This is a genomic window from Deinococcus murrayi DSM 11303 (assembly GCF_000482805.1).
GTDB classification, from domain to species: domain Bacteria; phylum Deinococcota; class Deinococci; order Deinococcales; family Deinococcaceae; genus Deinococcus; species Deinococcus murrayi.
Genome location: NZ_KI519502.1, coordinates 166070 through 181057 on the forward strand (window position 1 = coordinate 166070; position 14988 = coordinate 181057).

Consider the following 14988-nt stretch of genomic DNA (forward strand, 5'->3'; position numbering starts at 1 on the left):
CCGTGGTTAGTGGCTCGGCTGCCTCTTGTTCTCCACTCCCCACTCCCCACTGCCCACTTCCCGCGCCAGACTCGCAGAGCCGCGCAGCGGAGGGGCAAGTGACCCGCTACCTCCGCCTCCTGCGCCTCTTTACCGGAGCCACCCTCTCGGCGCAGCTCGAATACCGGGCCAACTTCCTGGGAGCGGTCCTCGCCAGCCTGGGGGAGGTGGGGGTGGCCCTCCTCGGCATTGGGGTGCTGTTTGGGCAGCCGGGGACGGACACGGTGGGCGGGTGGACCTTTCATCAGGCGCTGCTGGTGACGGGCTTTTTCATGCTCACCGAGGGCGTCATCAGCGTCTTTATCCAGCCCAACATGAGCAAGATTGCCGAAGCGGTCCGCACCGGCAGCATGGATTTCACCCTGCTCAAGCCGCTGGACGCGCAGTTCGGAGTGAGCACCCGGCACCTCAATGTGCTGCGGGCGGGAGACCTCTTGATTGGGCTGGGGTTGATTGCCTACGCCGCCTCGCATCTGACGGTGACCCTGGGCGGCTTCGCGGGGGCGGCGGTGCTTTACCTCTCGGCGGTGGTCATCGTGTACTGCATCTGGCTGGCGCTCTCGACAACGGCCTTTTGGTTCGTGAAGACGCAGAACGCCTCCGAGCTGTTTAACGGGGTGTTCGGGGCGGCCCGCTTTCCGGTCACGGCCTTTCCGGTGCCCATTCGGGCACTGCTGACCTTCGTGGTCCCTGTCGCCTTGATCACGACCGTGCCCGCGCAGGCGCTGACGGGCACGCTGACGCCCGCGCTGGCGCTGGCCTCGCCGCTGGTGGCCGCCGCCGCCTTCGTGCTCACGCGCCTCTTTTGGCTGAAAGCCGTGGCGAGCTACACGAGTGCGAGCAGCTGAGGAACTTGCGGTGAGGCGAAGCCGAACCCGAGCGGAGCGAGAAACAAAAGACAGCGCCTCGCGGAGATGGAAGAACAGACGGTGTCCTGTCCGGCTGTTCTGGAATCGGAGGGGAGCGTTGTGAAGATGGACCGCTGGGCCGCCGCTTTCGCCCAAGCAGGGCTGACCCCGCCGTGCTCGCTGGCAGGGGTGCGGGCCGCCCTCCCCGACGTGCAGGAAACCGAGCTGCGCCGGGCCGTGTGGACCGCCCTGGGGCAGCCCCGACCCCGGTCGCGCAAGCTCTCGCCCCCAGCCCGCGCCCGCCTCGCGCACCTTGCCGAGTTGCGCGACGTGTTCTCGCCCACCGACGCCTTGCGGCTGGGGGCGGAACTGGCGAGCGAACCCGGTCTGGCGACGGACCTCCTCACCGTGCGGCCCTGGCTGGACCCGGACACCCCGGCCCGCGAGGTGCTCAGCGCCGTCTTGTGCGGCGAGTGGTCGGGCCTCCTCGCCCTGTTGGGAGAACATGGCCCCTGGGTGTACGCGGCGACGGTGGCCGACCTCCAGGCCCTCGCCCGCTTGAATGGCGAACTGGTCGTGGCGGCTTCTCAGGCCGATGAGGAAGCCGTTCTGAATGCGGCGCTGGCGTCCGGACGCACCTTTCCCGCGCTGCTCGCCCGGCTGGAGGCAACCGACTATCGCCGCCCGGCTCCGGGTCCCGCCCCCCCCCTCGCCGCGCTGGAAACTGCTTTCTGGCAGGAAGCCGGGAGGGGGGCGCGGGCCGCCTACGAGCGCTGGCGGGCGCGGCGGCATGAGGGGTCGTCCTCCCCGCCGCGCTAGATTTTCCCCATGACGACGCCCCCCGCCGACGCCCCCGCTTCCCTGCTGTTCACGCCCCTGAAGCTCCGCAGCCTGACCCTGAACAACCGCGTCGTCGTCTCGCCCATGTGCATGTACTCCGCCCAAAATGGGATGGCCAACGACTTTCACCTCACGCATCTAGGGCAGTTCGCCCTGGGTGGGGCCGGGCTGATTCTGACCGAGGCGACTGCCGTTTCGCCGGAGGGCCGCATCAGCCCGGAGGACCTCGGCCTGTGGACGGACGAGCAGATTGTGCCGCTGGGCCATATCACCGATTTCGTGCACCGCCACGGCTCCTTGATAGGCGTGCAGCTCGCGCACGCGGGGCGCAAGGCGAGCACCTACGCGCCCTGGCGGGGTCGGGGGCAGGTGGCGCCGGAAGCGGGCGGCTGGGGGGTCATCGGGCCGGGCGGCGAGCGTTTCCACGAGACGTATCCGGTGCCTACGGCCATGACCGGGGACGACATTCGCCGGGTGGTCGCCGACTTTGCGGCGGCGGCGCGGCGGGCGCTCGTGGCGGGCTTTGACGCCGTGGAACTCCACGCAGCGCACGGCTACCTGCTGCACCAGTTCCTCTCGCCACTCTCGAACACCCGCACCGACGAGTACGGCGGCTCCTTTGAGAACCGCACCCGCCTGCTGCTGGAGGTCGTCCGGGCGGTGCGCTCGGCGTGGCCGATGCACCTGCCCCTCTTTGTGCGCGTGAGTGCGACCGATTGGGCGGACGGGGGCTGGGACCTTGACCAGACGGTGGGGCTTGCCTCCCGGCTGCGCTACGAGGGTGTGGACGTGCTCGATGTGAGCAGCGGCGGCCTGACCACCGCTCAGCGCATCACGCCGGGGCCGCTCTATCAGGTGCCCTTTGCCGCCCGCGTCCGCGCTGAGGTGCCCGACCTCCTCACGATGGCGGTCGGGATGATCGAGACCCCCCAGCAGGCCGAAGGCATCCTCCAAAACGGCGACGCCGACCTCGTGGCGCTGGGCCGCCCCTTCCTGCGTGACCCCCACTGGCCGCAGCGGGCTGCCCACGCTCTGGGCGCGGCGCTGCCCCTCCCCGACATGTACGCGCGGGCGGGGTGGTAGGGGGCGTGTGGCGCGTGGCCCGGAGCACGTAGAAGGAAGGTGGGAGACGTTCATCGCGTCTCCCACCCCTTTTTCTTTCTCCACAAGCGACCGGTCACACCCTACACGCCGATGCGCCCATCCAGCAGGTGCAGCGACCGGTCCGCCCGCGCCGCTTGCCGCTCGTCGTGGGTCACGAGGAGCACGCCCGCTCCTTGCTCCCGCGCCAGGCCCAGGAGGAGTTCGGCCACCCGGTCGGCATTCGCCCGGTCGAGGCTCCCGGTCGGCTCGTCGGCCAACACGACCGCGGGGCGGGTCACGAGGGCACGGGCCACGGCCACCCGCTGCCGCTCGCCCCCCGACAGCACGCCGGGCAGGTCGCGCTCGCGCCCCAACAGGCCCACCCGCTCCAGCAGCGCCCGCGCTTCGCCCCCCCCCTCGCCCCGCAGCAGCGCGGGCACCCGCACGTTGTCCAGCACGCTGAGGTCTTCCAGCAGGTAGTGGTGCTGAAAGACCAGCCCTATTCGCCCGGCTCGCCGCCGCGCCCGCGTCTGGGTGTCGAGCAGGTCGACCCGCTCGCCGGCCCACCACACCTCTCCACCCTGCGGGGTGTCCAGCCCGCCCAGCAGGTGCAGCAGGGTGCTTTTGCCGCTGCCCGATGGCCCGGAGACGGCCACCACCTCTCCCGGCTCCACTGCCAGCGAGACGCCGTGCAACACGGGGTGCCCGCCGAAACCGTGCCGGACCTCGCGGGCTTCGAGCGCGGGGGGGCCGGGAAGAGCGGTGTTCGTCATGGGCGGCACTGTAGCGTAGGGGAAAGCGCGGCCCCCGCCCCCTGCCGCTCTTCGTGGAGGTGTACCCCGTCCCGGAAAGGCGGGGGCGTGGGCGCATGCTCTAGCATGAACCGAGATGCGCGGCTTGAACGAGTTGAGGGGTTCGCCACTTTTCCGTGGTGTGCCGGAAGAGGCGGTGCGTGAGGCTGCTGGCATCGTCACCCCGCGCCTGTTTGACCGGGGAGAGCTGATTGTCGAGCAAGATGCTCAGGGCGAGGCGCTGCACCTCATCACCCGTGGGGTGGTGCGGGTCAGCCGCGTCGGGGTGGGGGGGCGCGAACGGGTGCTGGGGGACCTCTACGCGCCGAGCGTGGTTGGCGAAACGGCGGTGCTCGCGCGCCAGGAGCGCAGCGCTTCCGTGCGGGCGCTGGGCGAGGTCCACACCCTGATGCTCTACCGCGACCATTTCGAGGTGATTTTGCGCCGTCATCCCGGCGTGCTGTGGAACCTCGCCGCGATGCTGGCCCACCGCGTCACCCTCCTTAACGACGAACTGATTGCCTTTGGGATGAACACCGAAGTGGCCCTTGCCCATGTGTTCAGCCGTCTTTATGCCGTGCGGGTAGAAGCCGGTGTGCCGCGCCCGGAGGTGCTGCCGCTCTCGACCCCTGACATCATGGCCCGCGCCAGCAGCAGTCGCGAGACGGTCATGCGCGTCCTCAAGCGCATGGAGGAACAGGGCCTGCTGAAATCGGATGCCCAGAGCGTGACCCTCCTGAACCCGGCGGCGCTCGACCAGGTGTTGCTGGAGGCGGCGGATGCAGACTGAGGGTTCCCCCTACGCCTCCTTCCGGAGCAGCACGCTTTTGAGATAGAGGCTTTCGGGCACGCTGAGAAGGTGGGGATGGTCGGCGGGCTGATAGGTCATCGCGACAACCTCCGCCCCGCACCCGGCCTCGCCCGCCGCGACCCGCGCCGCGTCGAGCAGGTCGTCCACCCGGATGTAGTGGGCGCAGGTGCTCACCAAGAGGTGGCCGCCGGGCCGCAGCATCCGCAGGGCGCGGGCCGCGCCCTCGGTGAAGATGCGCTTGGCGCGGGGCACGTCCTCCTTGCGCTTGGCGAGGGTGGGGGGGTCCAGCACCGCTGCCCCGAAGGTCCGCCCCTCGTGCTCCAGAGCGGTCAGCGTCTCGATGGCGTCCCCCCAGCGCACGCCGACCCTCAGGCCGTTCTCGCGGGCCTCGCGCTCCAGCACCCCCAGCGCGGCCTGGTCCTTGTCGATGGCGACGGGATTGGCCCCCGCCCGCGCCGCGTGCAGGCTGAAGCCCCCGGTATATGAATACACGTCCAGAAAACCTTCGCCGGGGCTTGCGAGCAAACGCATCAGCCGCCGGTTGTCGCGCTGGTCAAGAAAAAAGCCCGTCTTCTGCGCATCGAAGGGGGAGAAATGCAGGGTGAGGTCGTCTTCGAAAAAGGTCACGCGCTCCGGGACTTCGCCCCACAGCACGCCCGTGCGCAACTCCAGCCCCTCGCGGCGGCGCTCGCCCGTGTCGCTGCGCTCGAAGGCGGAAGTTGCGCCCGTCTCCTCGCGCAGCGCCCGCACAATCAGGTCGCGGTGCCGCTCGACCCCGGCGTTGCGAAACTGCACGCTCAGCACGTCCCCGAACTGGTCGGCCACCACGCCGGGCAGCCCGTCGGCCTCGGCATGCAGGACGCGCTGGGCGTTCGTCCCGGTGACGCGCCCCTCGCGCCGCGCCAGCGCCGCCCGCACCCGTAAACGGTAGAACTTCAGGTCAATCGTCTCGCCGGGCGTCCAGGTCAGCAGCCGCAGCGGGGTCGCCCCCTGGGGGTTGAAGTAGCCGCGCCCCACCCAGGCCCCGTCCGGTGCCCGCACGTCCACGACCTCGCCCGGCTCTAGGCCCGGCCCCACCTGGGCGATATCCCCCGTGTGCCCGAACGGGTAACGGCCCGCAATCCGCCGCACCGCCCCCGGCTTCAGGGTCACACTTGCCAACCTGCTCGCCTTCGTCATGGGTGCAGGCTAGCAGGGGGGGCCGTCCGCTTCTGCCATCATCACCCGCATGGAACAGTTCGCGCAGTGGGTGGTGGGCGGTCAGCGGGTTTACGGGATGCTGCACCTGCCCCAGGAACAGGGCCTGGGCGCAGAAAGGCCGTCGCTGGGCTGGCCGAGCGTGGTCATGCTGCACGGCTTTACCGGCAACCGCGCCGGGGACCACCGCCTCTTGCCGCTCTTCTCGCGGTATCTCGCGGCGCGGGGGGTGGCGTCCTTGCGCTTCGACTTTCGGGGCAGCGGCGAGTCGGAGGGCGACTTCTCGGAAATGACGGTCGCCCGCGAGGTGGAGGACACCGAAGCCGCTTTTCAGTATGTCCGCGCCCTCCCGATGCTCGACCCCGAACGGGTGATGCTGCTGGGCTTTTCTATGGGCGGATTGGTCGCGGCCCTCGCCGCCGAGCGGGTGCGGCCCCACCGCCTCGCCCTGTGGGCACCCGCGCTGCCAGAACTGTGGCTGGGCTTCCTGCGCGGCGGGTACGCCCCTCCGGTCGTTCACGATTACGGGGGCTGGCCGCTGGGCCGCGAGTTCCTGCTGGAGATGCCCCGGCTGAGGCCCCTGGAAGCCGCCGCTCGCTGGGGCGGGGTGGCCCGCGTCTTCCACGGCGACGCCGATGCGGTCTGTCCGCCCGCGTTTGGGGTGCGTTACGCTGGGGCGCTCGGCGGCGACGCGGTAGCGATTCCCGGTGCCAATCACACCTTCGACTCGCTGGAAGCGGTGGACATGCTGTACCGGGAGACGGGGCGGTTTTTGCTGGGGGGGTGAGGGGTTCCTTTCACCGAGTGCCCTACAGCGCCAGATACGCCTCCCTCACCGCCGGGTCTGCCAGCAGCTCTGCCCCGCTTCCCTCCTTCACGACCTGCCCGTTTTCCAGCACGTAGGCCCGGTGCGCGAGCTTGAGGCTGAGGCCCACGTTCTGCTCGACCAGCAGCACGGTGACGCCCTGCTCGTTGACGGCCCTCAGCGCCCCGAACACCGTCTGGGTCATCAGCGGTGAGAGGCCCAGGCTGGGTTCGTCCACCACCAGCACCGAGGGGCGGCCCATCAGCGCCCGGCCCACCGCGACCATCTGCTGCTCGCCGCCCGAAAGCGTTCCGGCGAGCTGCCCTGCCCGCTCCGCGAGGCGCGGAAACAGCTCGTAGACGGAGCTGAGGGTTTGCGCCTGCATCGCCCGCGCTTCGGGCCGCATGGCCGCGCCGAGTTCGAGGTTCTCGCGCACGGTCATCAGGCCGAACAGTTCGCGGCCTTCGGGCACGTGCCCCAGCCCCAGGCCCACGATGTGTGCGGGTGCGGCGCGGGTGATGTCCTGGCCGCCGAGCCGGATGCGCCCCGCCGAGGGCCTCACCACCCCGCTGACCGCCCGCAGCGTGGTCGTTTTGCCTGCCCCGTTGGCCCCAATCATGGCGACAAACTCGCCGGGGGCAACCCGCAGGTTCACGTCCCACAGCACCTGCACCTTGCCGTAGCCCGCAGCCAAGTTCTCGATGACGAGTTCCTGGCCCTGGATGCGGCCTGCCGCCGGATTCATCTGTGTCGCGGTCACGAGGATGCCCCTCCGTTCCTGCTCGCCCCGCTCGGAAAAACCGGAGAAACCCGCTTTTTCGAAAGTCTGTTCATGCGTGCAGCCCCTCTTCGGTGCCCAGGTACGCCGCGACCACCTGCGGGTTGGCGGTGACCTCGTGGTAGGTGCCTTCCGCAATGACCTGCCCCTGGTCCATCACGACCACCCGGTCGGCCAGGTCGCGCACCACCGGCATGATGTGCTCGATAAACAGCACGCTGACGCCGCTGTCGCGCACGCTCCGCACCAGCTCCACGGCCTCCTGCGCTTCCCCTGGCCGCAGCCCCGCCATCACCTCGTCGAGCAGCAGCACCCGCGGCCCGGTGGCCAGCGCACGGGCGACCTCCAACCGCTTGTCTTGCAGCAGGGTCAGCTCGTGGGCCTCCTTGTCGGCGTGGGCAGCGAGGCCGGTGCGCTCCAGCAGGTCGTAGGCCCGCTCGCGCGCCTGCGCGAGGCTCACGCCGGGCTTGCCGAACAAAGCCCCCACGGTCACGTTCTCGTGCACGGTCATCTCCGGAAAGGGCCGCACGATTTGAAAGGCCCGCCCCAGCCCCGCGTGGCACCGCGCCTCCATCGGCTCGGCGGTCACGTCGCGCCCCAGCAGGTGCAGTCGCCCCGAACTGGGCCGATACACCCCCGACAGCAGATTGAGCAGCGTCGTCTTGCCCGCCCCGTTCGGCCCGATGACCGCCAGAATCTCGCCGTCATACTGGCTAAAACTGACGTTCTGCACGGCGAGCAGGCCCCCGAAGCGCTTGCTCAGGCCCTCCGCCCACAGCACCACGTCTCTCTGGCTGGCTGCTGGAAGCTGGCTGCTGGCCGCCATGACTGTCATACGTCCCCCCCTCGCTTGCCCCGCCGCAGCAGCCCCATCAGCCCACGCGGCAGCCACAGGATGCTCAGCATCAGCACCAGCCCGTACACGACGAGGTAGCCGTTTTTGATGGCGTTGTGCAGGACTTCCTCGGCCACCCGCAGCACCGTCGCCCCCAGGATGGGTCCCAGGGTGGTGTACAGCCCCCCGAAGATGGAGGTCGTCAACGGCGCGATAGAGTTGGCAAGGCTAAAGGTCTCCAGCGGGTTGATGAAAAAGGTCTTGCCCGCGTACAGCACCCCGCCCAGCGCGGCCAGGACCGACGAGATGAAAAAGGCCAGCAGCTTGTATTTGACGACGCTGACGCCCAGCACCCGCGCCGTTTCCTCGCCCTGCCGAATAGCGGCAAAAGCGTGGTGCAGCCGCGAGCGCCGGATGGCCAGGCTGACGAGCGCGGTCAGCAGCAGGATGCCGAACGCGAGAAAGTACTGCGCCCGCGCATTTCCGCCCAGCAGCGCCGGAACGAGCAGCCCGTTTGCGCCCCCCGCCGCCCCTTCGGGCAAGTTCTGGATGATTGTCCGCACGACTTCCGTAAAGGCGAGCGTGGCGATGGCAAAGTACATCCCGCTCAGGCGCATCGTGACCGCCCCCAGCACCAGCGAAATCAGCCCGGCGAGAAGGGCGGCGGCGGGCATCGCCAGAAACCAGGGCATCACCTTGCCCAGCAGCGCGAAGCCGTAGGCCCCCAGCCCGTAAAAGGCGGCGTGCGCGAGAGAAACCTGTCCACTCCGCGCCAGGATGTCCCACGACAGCGCCAGCACCCCGGCCACCAGCGTGAAAAAGGCAATCTGCATGAGGTACTCGGCCCGCTCGCCCAGCGGCAGGAACGGAAAGGCCAGCGCCAGCAGGAAAAAGAGGCCCAGCGGCAGCAGCGACCGCAGGGGCACGTCGGGGCGGCGGACCACGGCGCGGCTCCCGTCCAGCGCCCGGCCTTCCATACGCCGCGTCACCGCGCCCCCCGGTACGAGCGGTAGACCAGCGTCACGAAGATGAGCAGGAAGAACACCGCGTCGCTCCAGCCGCCGCCCCCCGGCACATAGGTCTGCACGAGCGCTTCCGACACGCCGAGCACCACCGACGCCCACAGCACGCCCGTCAGGTTGCCCAGCCCCGCCATCACGATGATGGCAAAGGCCTTGAGGGCGAAAACCAACCCCACCGTGGGCGAGGCAAAGAGCAGCGTCGCGACGAGCACGCCCGCCACCGCCGCAAGGGCGCAGCTCAGCCCAAAGGCGAGCAGGTAGACCCGGTCCACGTCGATGCCGATGAGTTGCGACCCCCGGCGATTTTGCGCGACCGCCCGCATCTGGCGGCCCAGGGTGGTGCGGTACAGCACCCCGTACAGGGCCACCAGAATCAGGACCGCCAGCCCAAAGGCGACCGCCTTGGGGCCGCCCACGCTGAGTTCGCCCAGGGAAAGGCTGCTGCCCTGGTACGGGGTCGTGACCGTGCGGGTGTTGCCCCCCAGCCAAATCAGCGCGAGATTTTGCAGCAGGATACCCAGCCCAAAAGTCAGCAGCATTTGGTTGAGTTCGGGCGCGAGGAGCACGTGCCGAATGCTCACCCGGTAGGTCAGCGCCCCGACGCCAAAGACGGCGAGCGCGGCAAAGGGCAGCGACACCAAGGGGTCGACCCCCAGGAAGGTACTCAGCGCCCAGGCCAGAAACGCGCCTATCATCAAGAACTCGCCGTGGGCGAAGTTCACGATGCCCACCACCCCAACCGCGAGCGCCAGCCCCGACGCCACCAGGGCGTAGAGGCCGCTTTGCAGCAAGCCGTTGAGCAGGGTTTGAAAAAAGAGTTCCATGTAACAGAGGCTCCAGAAAAAGGGGGAGGGGGAGAGAGGAGGGCGGTCAGCCGCCAGCTTTCAGCTTCAGCCGGAGCTTGCGCTCGTGGCCTGACGGCTGAGAGCTGACAGCTAAAGGTGGCTCGCCCCTACTTTCCCCAGACCGTTGTCTTTTTGGCCGACTTCAGCGGAAAAACGGGTACGCGGTCGTCGCCAAGGTATTGAAAGCTCAGCCAGTTCCCGGCCTTGAAGCCCTGGTAGCGGGTCTTGTTGCTGGGGGTAAAGGTCAAGGTTCCAAATGGGGTGGGGGTGTTCGTCTTGGCGAGTTCGGCGGCCACTTTGTCCTTGTCGGTGCTGCCCGCCCGGTTGATGGCGGCGGCCAGCGTCTTGAGGTTCACGTACGCCAGCGGTGCGAAGTATTCCTCAGTCACGGTGCCGAACTTCTTGCGGTAGGCATTGACAAAAGCGCGGCTCTGGGCGTTGGGGCTGCTCGGCAGCCACAGGCTCAGGCCCGCCACATTCTCGGCGAGACGGTTTTTCTCGAAACCGACAGGCCAGGAGGGGGGTGTGCCGTAAATCAGGCCCACCTGCAAGTTCTGCTGCTTGATTTCAGTCACCAGCGGCAGGGCGTCGGTATCGTAGCCCACCCAATAGAAGATGTCGGGCCGAGCCGCCTTTGCCTTGGAAACGATGGGGCCGAAGTTGCCACTCCCGGTCTTGAACTTTTCGGTCATCACGACGTTAAAGCCCGCCTTCTTAAAGGCCGCCACCGTGTCGTTAATCCCCGCCGACCCGAAGGGGCCATCCTCGTAGGCGATGGCGATGTTGCGGGCCTTTTTGGTCACGCGCAGGTGCTTAAAGTAATCCAGGATGGCTTCGAAGTTGTAGTAGCTCCAGGGGTGGTAGTGAAAGAAGTACTTGTGGTCGGCAAAGGCGTCCTCGACGGGCACTGCCGCCGCGCCAATCCAGGCCATGAAGGTGCCGTACTGCTTGGCCGGCCCGCTCACCGCGATGGAGGTAGCGCTGCTGACCCCGCCCACCATGAACTCCACCTTGTCAACCGTCACCAGCTTGACAAACTCTGGCACCGCCTTGGCGGGCGAAGAGCCGTCATCGGCGAACTCGATTTCCAGGGGCTTGCCCAGCACCCCGCCCGCCTTGTTGATTTCCTCCAGCGCCAACAGGTAGCCGTTACGGGCCGCCTGCCCAGTGACGCTTCCCGCGCCCGACAGCGGCAGGAGTGCGCCGACTTTCACCGCGCCCGCGCCGGACAGCGCGAGCAGTACGCCCGTCAAAAGCATCTTGTTCATGTTCGGCTCGGAGTGTAGCCGGGGGGCATCACGCTCCCGTTACAGCCGGGGTGTGACCGCCCCGTAACGTGCCCCCCCTACCCTCGGAGGCGACATGCGACAGCGCGAGGAAGCAGCGGGCGGGAGTGGGGAGGGCGCGGCGTTCACGCTGGCTGTGAACGCCACGCTGGGAGGAGGAGTGGTCCCGGTGCGGCTCGGCGGGCGCACCTGGGGCCAGCTCACGGAGGCGCGGGACAATGCCGTCTTGGTCTGTCACTACTACACGGGGACCGCGCAGGTGGCAGGCCGAGCGCGGGACGGCACCCCCGGCTGGTGGGCTTCCCTCATCGGGCCGGGGCGAGCGGTGGACACGGGCCGCTACTTCGTGGTCGCCCTGAACACCCTGTCCAACGTGCAGGTGCGCGACCCGGCGGTCGTCACGACGGGGCCTGACACCCCGCATCCCGGCGGCGGGACCTGGGGCAAACGCTTTCCGACCTGGGATTTCGCTGACCTCCACGCCCTGCAACGGGAACTGCTGCGGCACTTTGGCCTGGAGCGCTGGCACGCGGTGATGGGTCCCAGCTTTGGGGGGATGCAGGCCTTGCAGTGGGCGGCCCGCACGCCGGAGCTGGCCCCCCGCGTAGCGGCGGTGGCGACCAGCCCCTGCGCGGGGCCAGTTCTGCGTGACGCCTTTGGGCCGCTGCTGCGCGACGTGGCCCCTACAGGCGGGCTGGAGGGGGCACTGCGGCTGATTTCCCTGTTTGGCATGGGAGCCGACGGGCTGGAGGCGGCCTTTCGGGAGGCGGACTTCGGAGCCTACCTGCGGGCGCGCGCGCAGGCGGCCAGCCTCGCCCACATCCTCGACATTGCGCGGGTGGTGGGAACGCATGACCTCGCGGAGGTGACCCCCTACCCCGAACTCTTTGCCCGCTGGCGGGGGGCGGGGTTGCGGCTCCTCACCGTGAACATCCGCGGCGACGGTTTTTTCCCCGCCCGCGAGATGCGGGCCTTTGCAGACGCGAGCCGGGCGGCGGGCGTGGCGCACACCCACTTCGAGTACAGCTCGGTGTGGGGGCACCTGGCCTGTGTCCAGGACACTGCGCCTTTCGCAGGGCTGCTGCGCGGGTTGCTGGAGGATACGCTTCCCGCTGCTGCCCCGCCCCCCGACCTCGCCGCGGCGGGCGAGGTGCCCCATGCCTGAGCGCACCCTCGTCGCCCTGCACGGCAACTTCGCTTCCTCCGCGTGGTGGGCTGACCTCCTCGCCGCCCCGCCCCAGGGCTGGCGCGTCCTCGCCCCCGACCTCCCCGGCTTTGCGGGCACGGCCTTTGCGGGCGAGGTGAGCATTCCCGCTTACGCCGACTGGCTGGAAGGTTGGCTGGCCGCGCAGGGGGCAGGTCACCCCGTGCTGCTGGGACACTCGCTGGGCGGGGCGGTCGCGCTGGAGGCGGTGGCCCGCCGACCGGAAGCCTACGCGGGCCTGGTCCTGGCGGCGTCGGCCCCGCTCTCTGGCCTGGTGACCCCCGAAGAGAATTACCCGGTGCTGGAGCTGCTCCGCGGCCATGAGCAACTGCGCGAGCTGAGCCTGGGCGCGCTCTTTCCATCTTGCCGCCCGGACAACTTCGCCACCCTGCTGGAGCACGCAGCTCAGATGGCCCCTGGCCACTACAGCGGCAACGCCCGCGCCCTGGCGAGCTGGAGCGTCGAGCCGGCGCGCCTCGCCGGGCTGCCCGCGCTCGTGCTGGGGGGCGAACTGGACCGTCTCATCACGCCAGAGCTGGTGCGGACGCAGGCGGCGGCGCTGGGCACGGCGGCGACCCTCCTGCCCGGCGTCGGCCACGGCTTTCCGCAGGAAGACCCCGCCACGTTCCGGACCCTGCTGCAAGAGTTTCTCAAGACCCTCTCCTGATTTACCCTGGAGCCGACATGAACAAGGTCTACCCAAGCGCCCGCGAGGCGCTGCAAGACATCGTGGCCGACGGTCTGACCGTCGCCGTGGGGGGCTTTGGCCTCTGCGGGATTCCCGAACAGCTCATCCTCGCCCTGCGCGACAGCGGGGTGAGGAATCTCACCGCCGTGAGCAACAACGCGGGCGTAGACGGCTGGGGCCTGGGGCTGCTGCTTCAGACCCGGCAGATTCGCAAGATGATTTCCTCCTACGTCGGCGAGAACAAGGAGTTCGAGCGCCAGTACCTCGCCGGCGAGCTGGAGCTGGAGTTCACCCCTCAGGGCACGCTCGCCGAGCGGATGCGGGCCGGGGGCGCGGGGATTCCCGGCTTCTACACCAAGACGGGCGTGGGCACAGTCGTCGCGGAGGGCAAGGAGCACAAGGACTTTGATGGCGAGACGTACATCCTGGAGCGCGGCATCCGGGCTGACCTCGCCCTCGTCAAGGCGTGGCGGGGCGACCGAGCCGGAAACCTCGTCTACCGCAAGACCGCCCAGAACTTTAATCCGCTGGCCGCCGCCTGTGGCCGGGTCACGGTGGCCGAGGTCGAGGAACTCGTCGAGGTCGGCGAACTCGACCCCGACGAGATTGACACCCCCGGCATCTACGTGCAGCGGGTGGTGCTCAACCCTCACCCAGAAAAACGCATCGAGCAGCGCACGGTGAGGCCATAGCCTTGAGCGCTCAGCCGCCCGCCTTTCCTAGCCCCTCTCTTTCTCAAGCGGACAGCTCAAAGCTTAAAGCTGTCCGCACCCAACTCCTCAAGGAGCCTCATGCCCTGGACCCGTGACGAAATGGCGGCCCGCGCCGCCCGCGAACTCAAAGACGGCTACTATGTGAACCTCGGTATCGGCCTGCCCACCTTGGTGGCCAACCACATCCCGGAGGGCGTCTCGGTGTGGCTCCAATCCGAAAATGGCCTCTTGGGGATTGGTCCTTTTCCCACCGAAGACGAAGTGGATCCCGACCTCATCAATGCGGGCAAACAGACGGTGACGGCCCTCCCCGGCGCGAGCTTTTTTTCCAGCGCCGAGAGCTTTGCCATGATTCGGGGCGGACACATCAACCTCGCCATCCTGGGGGCGATGCAGGTCAGCGAGAAGGGCGACCTCGCCAACTGGATGATTCCCGGCAAGATGGTCAAGGGGATGGGCGGCGCGATGGACCTCGTCGCGGGCGTGCAGCGCGTGGTCGTGCTCATGGAGCACGTCGCCAAGGGAGACGCCCACAAGATTCTGCCCGAATGCACCCTCCCGCTCACGGGCCAGGGGGTTGTCGACCGCATCATCACGGACCTCGGCGTGCTGGACGTGACCCCAGAGGGTCTCCAGCTCATCGAACTCGCCCCCGGCGTCACGCTCGAAGAGCTGCGGGCCAAGACGGGCGCTCCGGTGCGGGAAGAGCGCGGCGCGCAGGAGGCTACTTCCGGGCGATGACCAGCAGCCCGCCCACGATAAGGCTCGCCCCCAGCAGCATCCGGGGGGTGATGTGCTCGCGCAGCAGCAGCGCCGCGAGCGCCATGGCGACGACCACGCTGCCCTTGTCGATGAGGGCCACGGTCGCCACGTCCCCAACTTTGAGGGCCTTGTAGTAAAAAATCCACGAGAGCGAAGTGGTGACCCCCGACAGCCCCAGCCACAGCCAGTTTTTTTGGGTGAGCAGTCGCCACTCGGCGGCGGGCACAATGGAGAACGCAAACAGCACCACGAGCACGAACACAAAGAGGGTCCGCACGGTCAGCCCCAGCTCGCCGGAGATGCCGTCTAGCCCCACCTTGGCAATCACCGAGGTGAACCCCGCGAAGAACATCGAAATCAGGGCGAAGACGATCCACTGGGGCATGGAGCCAGTCTACCCAGTGGGAGCACCGGGTCCCCCCACCACTCCTAACGGGCGTT

17 protein-coding genes are annotated in these 14988 nt (G+C 68.6%); 9 read left to right on the forward strand and 8 right to left on the reverse strand.

The genetic code is table 11. The features are described 5' to 3' along the window. The first annotated feature begins 98 nt into the window (after positions 1-98). The 3 genes from H565_RS0111155 (at position 99) to H565_RS0111165 (ending at position 2810) form a co-directional block, all read left to right on the forward strand. Positions 99-887, forward strand: coding sequence for an ABC transporter permease (locus H565_RS0111155; RefSeq protein ID WP_027461107.1), 789 nt, complete (start codon positions 99-101; stop codon positions 885-887). 120 nt (positions 888-1007) lie between these two features. Further along, positions 1008-1706 carry a hypothetical protein gene (locus tag H565_RS0111160; RefSeq protein ID WP_027461108.1) on the forward strand — a complete coding sequence of 233 codons (699 nt, stop codon included), beginning with the start codon at positions 1008-1010 and terminating at the stop codon, positions 1704-1706. A 9-nt stretch (positions 1707-1715) separates the two neighbouring features. After that, positions 1716-2810 (forward strand): NADH:flavin oxidoreductase/NADH oxidase, encoded by a 1095-nt coding sequence (locus H565_RS0111165; protein WP_027461109.1) that lies wholly within the window; start codon positions 1716-1718, stop codon positions 2808-2810. Positions 2811-2911: 101 nt separating this feature from the next. Here the strand turns inward: H565_RS0111165 and H565_RS0111170 are convergent, their stop codons facing one another. Then, a complete protein-coding gene (locus H565_RS0111170) occupies positions 2912-3583 on the reverse strand; it encodes an ABC transporter ATP-binding protein (protein WP_027461110.1) in 672 nt (223 codons plus the stop codon). A 175-nt stretch (positions 3584-3758) separates the two neighbouring features. Here H565_RS0111170 and H565_RS0111175 point away from each other — a divergent pair, with 175 nt between their 5' ends. Continuing rightward, on the forward strand, positions 3759-4391 hold the full coding sequence (locus H565_RS0111175) for a Crp/Fnr family transcriptional regulator (protein ID WP_245576213.1): 633 nt from the start codon (positions 3759-3761) through the stop codon (positions 4389-4391). 9 nt (positions 4392-4400) lie between these two features. Here the strand turns inward: H565_RS0111175 and H565_RS0111180 are convergent, their stop codons facing one another. Continuing rightward, the gene (locus tag H565_RS0111180) at positions 4401-5591 is read right to left on the reverse strand and encodes a class I SAM-dependent rRNA methyltransferase (protein ID WP_027461112.1); all 1191 of its coding nucleotides are present in this window, start codon (positions 5589-5591) and stop codon (positions 4401-4403) included. A gap of 49 nt (positions 5592-5640) precedes the next feature. Between H565_RS0111180 and H565_RS0111185 the strand changes: the two genes are divergently transcribed. Next, positions 5641-6396, forward strand: coding sequence for an alpha/beta hydrolase (locus tag H565_RS0111185; protein WP_027461113.1), 756 nt, complete (start codon positions 5641-5643; stop codon positions 6394-6396). Positions 6397-6418: 22 nt separating this feature from the next. Here H565_RS0111185 and H565_RS0111190 read toward each other — a convergent pair whose 3' ends face one another. From H565_RS0111190 to H565_RS0111210, 5 genes are all read right to left on the reverse strand, one after another. Further along, positions 6419-7159: an ABC transporter ATP-binding protein gene (locus H565_RS0111190; protein ID WP_051363565.1), complete on the reverse strand. Its 741-nt coding sequence runs from the start codon at positions 7157-7159 to the stop codon at positions 6419-6421. An 85-nt stretch (positions 7160-7244) separates the two neighbouring features. Next, on the reverse strand, positions 7245-8027 hold the full coding sequence (locus H565_RS0111195; protein WP_245576214.1) for an ABC transporter ATP-binding protein: 783 nt from the start codon (positions 8025-8027) through the stop codon (positions 7245-7247). Further along, the gene (locus H565_RS0111200) at positions 8024-9016 is read right to left on the reverse strand and encodes a branched-chain amino acid ABC transporter permease (RefSeq protein ID WP_245576215.1); all 993 of its coding nucleotides are present in this window, start codon (positions 9014-9016) and stop codon (positions 8024-8026) included. The genes H565_RS0111195 and H565_RS0111200 overlap by 4 nt, the downstream gene beginning before the upstream one ends. Beyond that, positions 9013-9873: a branched-chain amino acid ABC transporter permease gene (locus H565_RS0111205; protein ID WP_027461117.1), complete on the reverse strand. Its 861-nt coding sequence runs from the start codon at positions 9871-9873 to the stop codon at positions 9013-9015. Before H565_RS0111205 ends, H565_RS0111200 begins: the two co-directional genes overlap by 4 nt. A 128-nt stretch (positions 9874-10001) precedes the next feature. Next, positions 10002-11162, reverse strand: coding sequence for an ABC transporter substrate-binding protein (locus tag H565_RS0111210; RefSeq protein ID WP_027461118.1), 1161 nt, complete (start codon positions 11160-11162; stop codon positions 10002-10004). 94 nt (positions 11163-11256) lie between these two features. Here H565_RS0111210 and H565_RS0111215 point away from each other — a divergent pair, with 94 nt between their 5' ends. From H565_RS0111215 to H565_RS15180, 4 genes are all read left to right on the forward strand, one after another. Beyond that, on the forward strand, positions 11257-12345 hold the full coding sequence (locus tag H565_RS0111215) for an alpha/beta fold hydrolase (RefSeq protein WP_027461119.1): 1089 nt from the start codon (positions 11257-11259) through the stop codon (positions 12343-12345). Then, the gene (locus H565_RS0111220) at positions 12338-13051 is read left to right on the forward strand and encodes an alpha/beta fold hydrolase (RefSeq protein WP_027461120.1); all 714 of its coding nucleotides are present in this window, start codon (positions 12338-12340) and stop codon (positions 13049-13051) included. The genes H565_RS0111215 and H565_RS0111220 overlap by 8 nt, the downstream gene beginning before the upstream one ends. Before the next feature lie 17 nt (positions 13052-13068). Continuing rightward, on the forward strand, positions 13069-13764 hold the full coding sequence (locus H565_RS0111225) for a CoA transferase subunit A (protein ID WP_027461121.1): 696 nt from the start codon (positions 13069-13071) through the stop codon (positions 13762-13764). 99 nt (positions 13765-13863) lie between these two features. After that, a complete protein-coding gene (locus H565_RS15180; RefSeq protein ID WP_051363566.1) occupies positions 13864-14526 on the forward strand; it encodes a CoA transferase subunit B in 663 nt (220 codons plus the stop codon). Here H565_RS15180 and H565_RS0111235 read toward each other — a convergent pair. Continuing rightward, positions 14510-14932, reverse strand: a complete 423-nt coding sequence (locus H565_RS0111235; protein WP_027461122.1) for an EamA family transporter — start codon at positions 14930-14932, stop codon at positions 14510-14512. The genes H565_RS15180 and H565_RS0111235 overlap by 17 nt on opposite strands. Between the last annotated feature and the right edge of the window lie 56 nt (positions 14933-14988).

Coding starts and splice junctions, on each gene's coding strand:
- H565_RS0111185 (WP_027461113.1), top strand. CDS start 5,641: ATGGAACAGTTCGCGCAGTGGGTGGTGGGCGGTCAGCGGGTTTACGGG.
- H565_RS0111210 (WP_027461118.1), bottom strand. CDS start 11,162: ATGAACAAGATGCTTTTGACGGGCGTACTGCTCGCGCTGTCCGGCGCG.
- H565_RS0111165 (WP_027461109.1), top strand. CDS start 1,716: ATGACGACGCCCCCCGCCGACGCCCCCGCTTCCCTGCTGTTCACGCCC.
- H565_RS0111170 (WP_027461110.1), bottom strand. CDS start 3,583: ATGACGAACACCGCTCTTCCCGGCCCCCCCGCGCTCGAAGCCCGCGAG.
- H565_RS0111205 (WP_027461117.1), bottom strand. CDS start 9,873: ATGGAACTCTTTTTTCAAACCCTGCTCAACGGCTTGCTGCAAAGCGGC.
- H565_RS0111190 (WP_051363565.1), bottom strand. CDS start 7,159: ATGAATCCGGCGGCAGGCCGCATCCAGGGCCAGGAACTCGTCATCGAG.
- H565_RS15180 (WP_051363566.1), top strand. CDS start 13,864: ATGCCCTGGACCCGTGACGAAATGGCGGCCCGCGCCGCCCGCGAACTC.
- H565_RS0111215 (WP_027461119.1), top strand. CDS start 11,257: ATGCGACAGCGCGAGGAAGCAGCGGGCGGGAGTGGGGAGGGCGCGGCG.
- H565_RS0111225 (WP_027461121.1), top strand. CDS start 13,069: ATGAACAAGGTCTACCCAAGCGCCCGCGAGGCGCTGCAAGACATCGTG.
- H565_RS0111220 (WP_027461120.1), top strand. CDS start 12,338: ATGCCTGAGCGCACCCTCGTCGCCCTGCACGGCAACTTCGCTTCCTCC.
- H565_RS0111195 (WP_245576214.1), bottom strand. CDS start 8,027: ATGACAGTCATGGCGGCCAGCAGCCAGCTTCCAGCAGCCAGCCAGAGA.
- H565_RS0111180 (WP_027461112.1), bottom strand. CDS start 5,591: ATGACGAAGGCGAGCAGGTTGGCAAGTGTGACCCTGAAGCCGGGGGCG.
- H565_RS0111235 (WP_027461122.1), bottom strand. CDS start 14,932: ATGCCCCAGTGGATCGTCTTCGCCCTGATTTCGATGTTCTTCGCGGGG.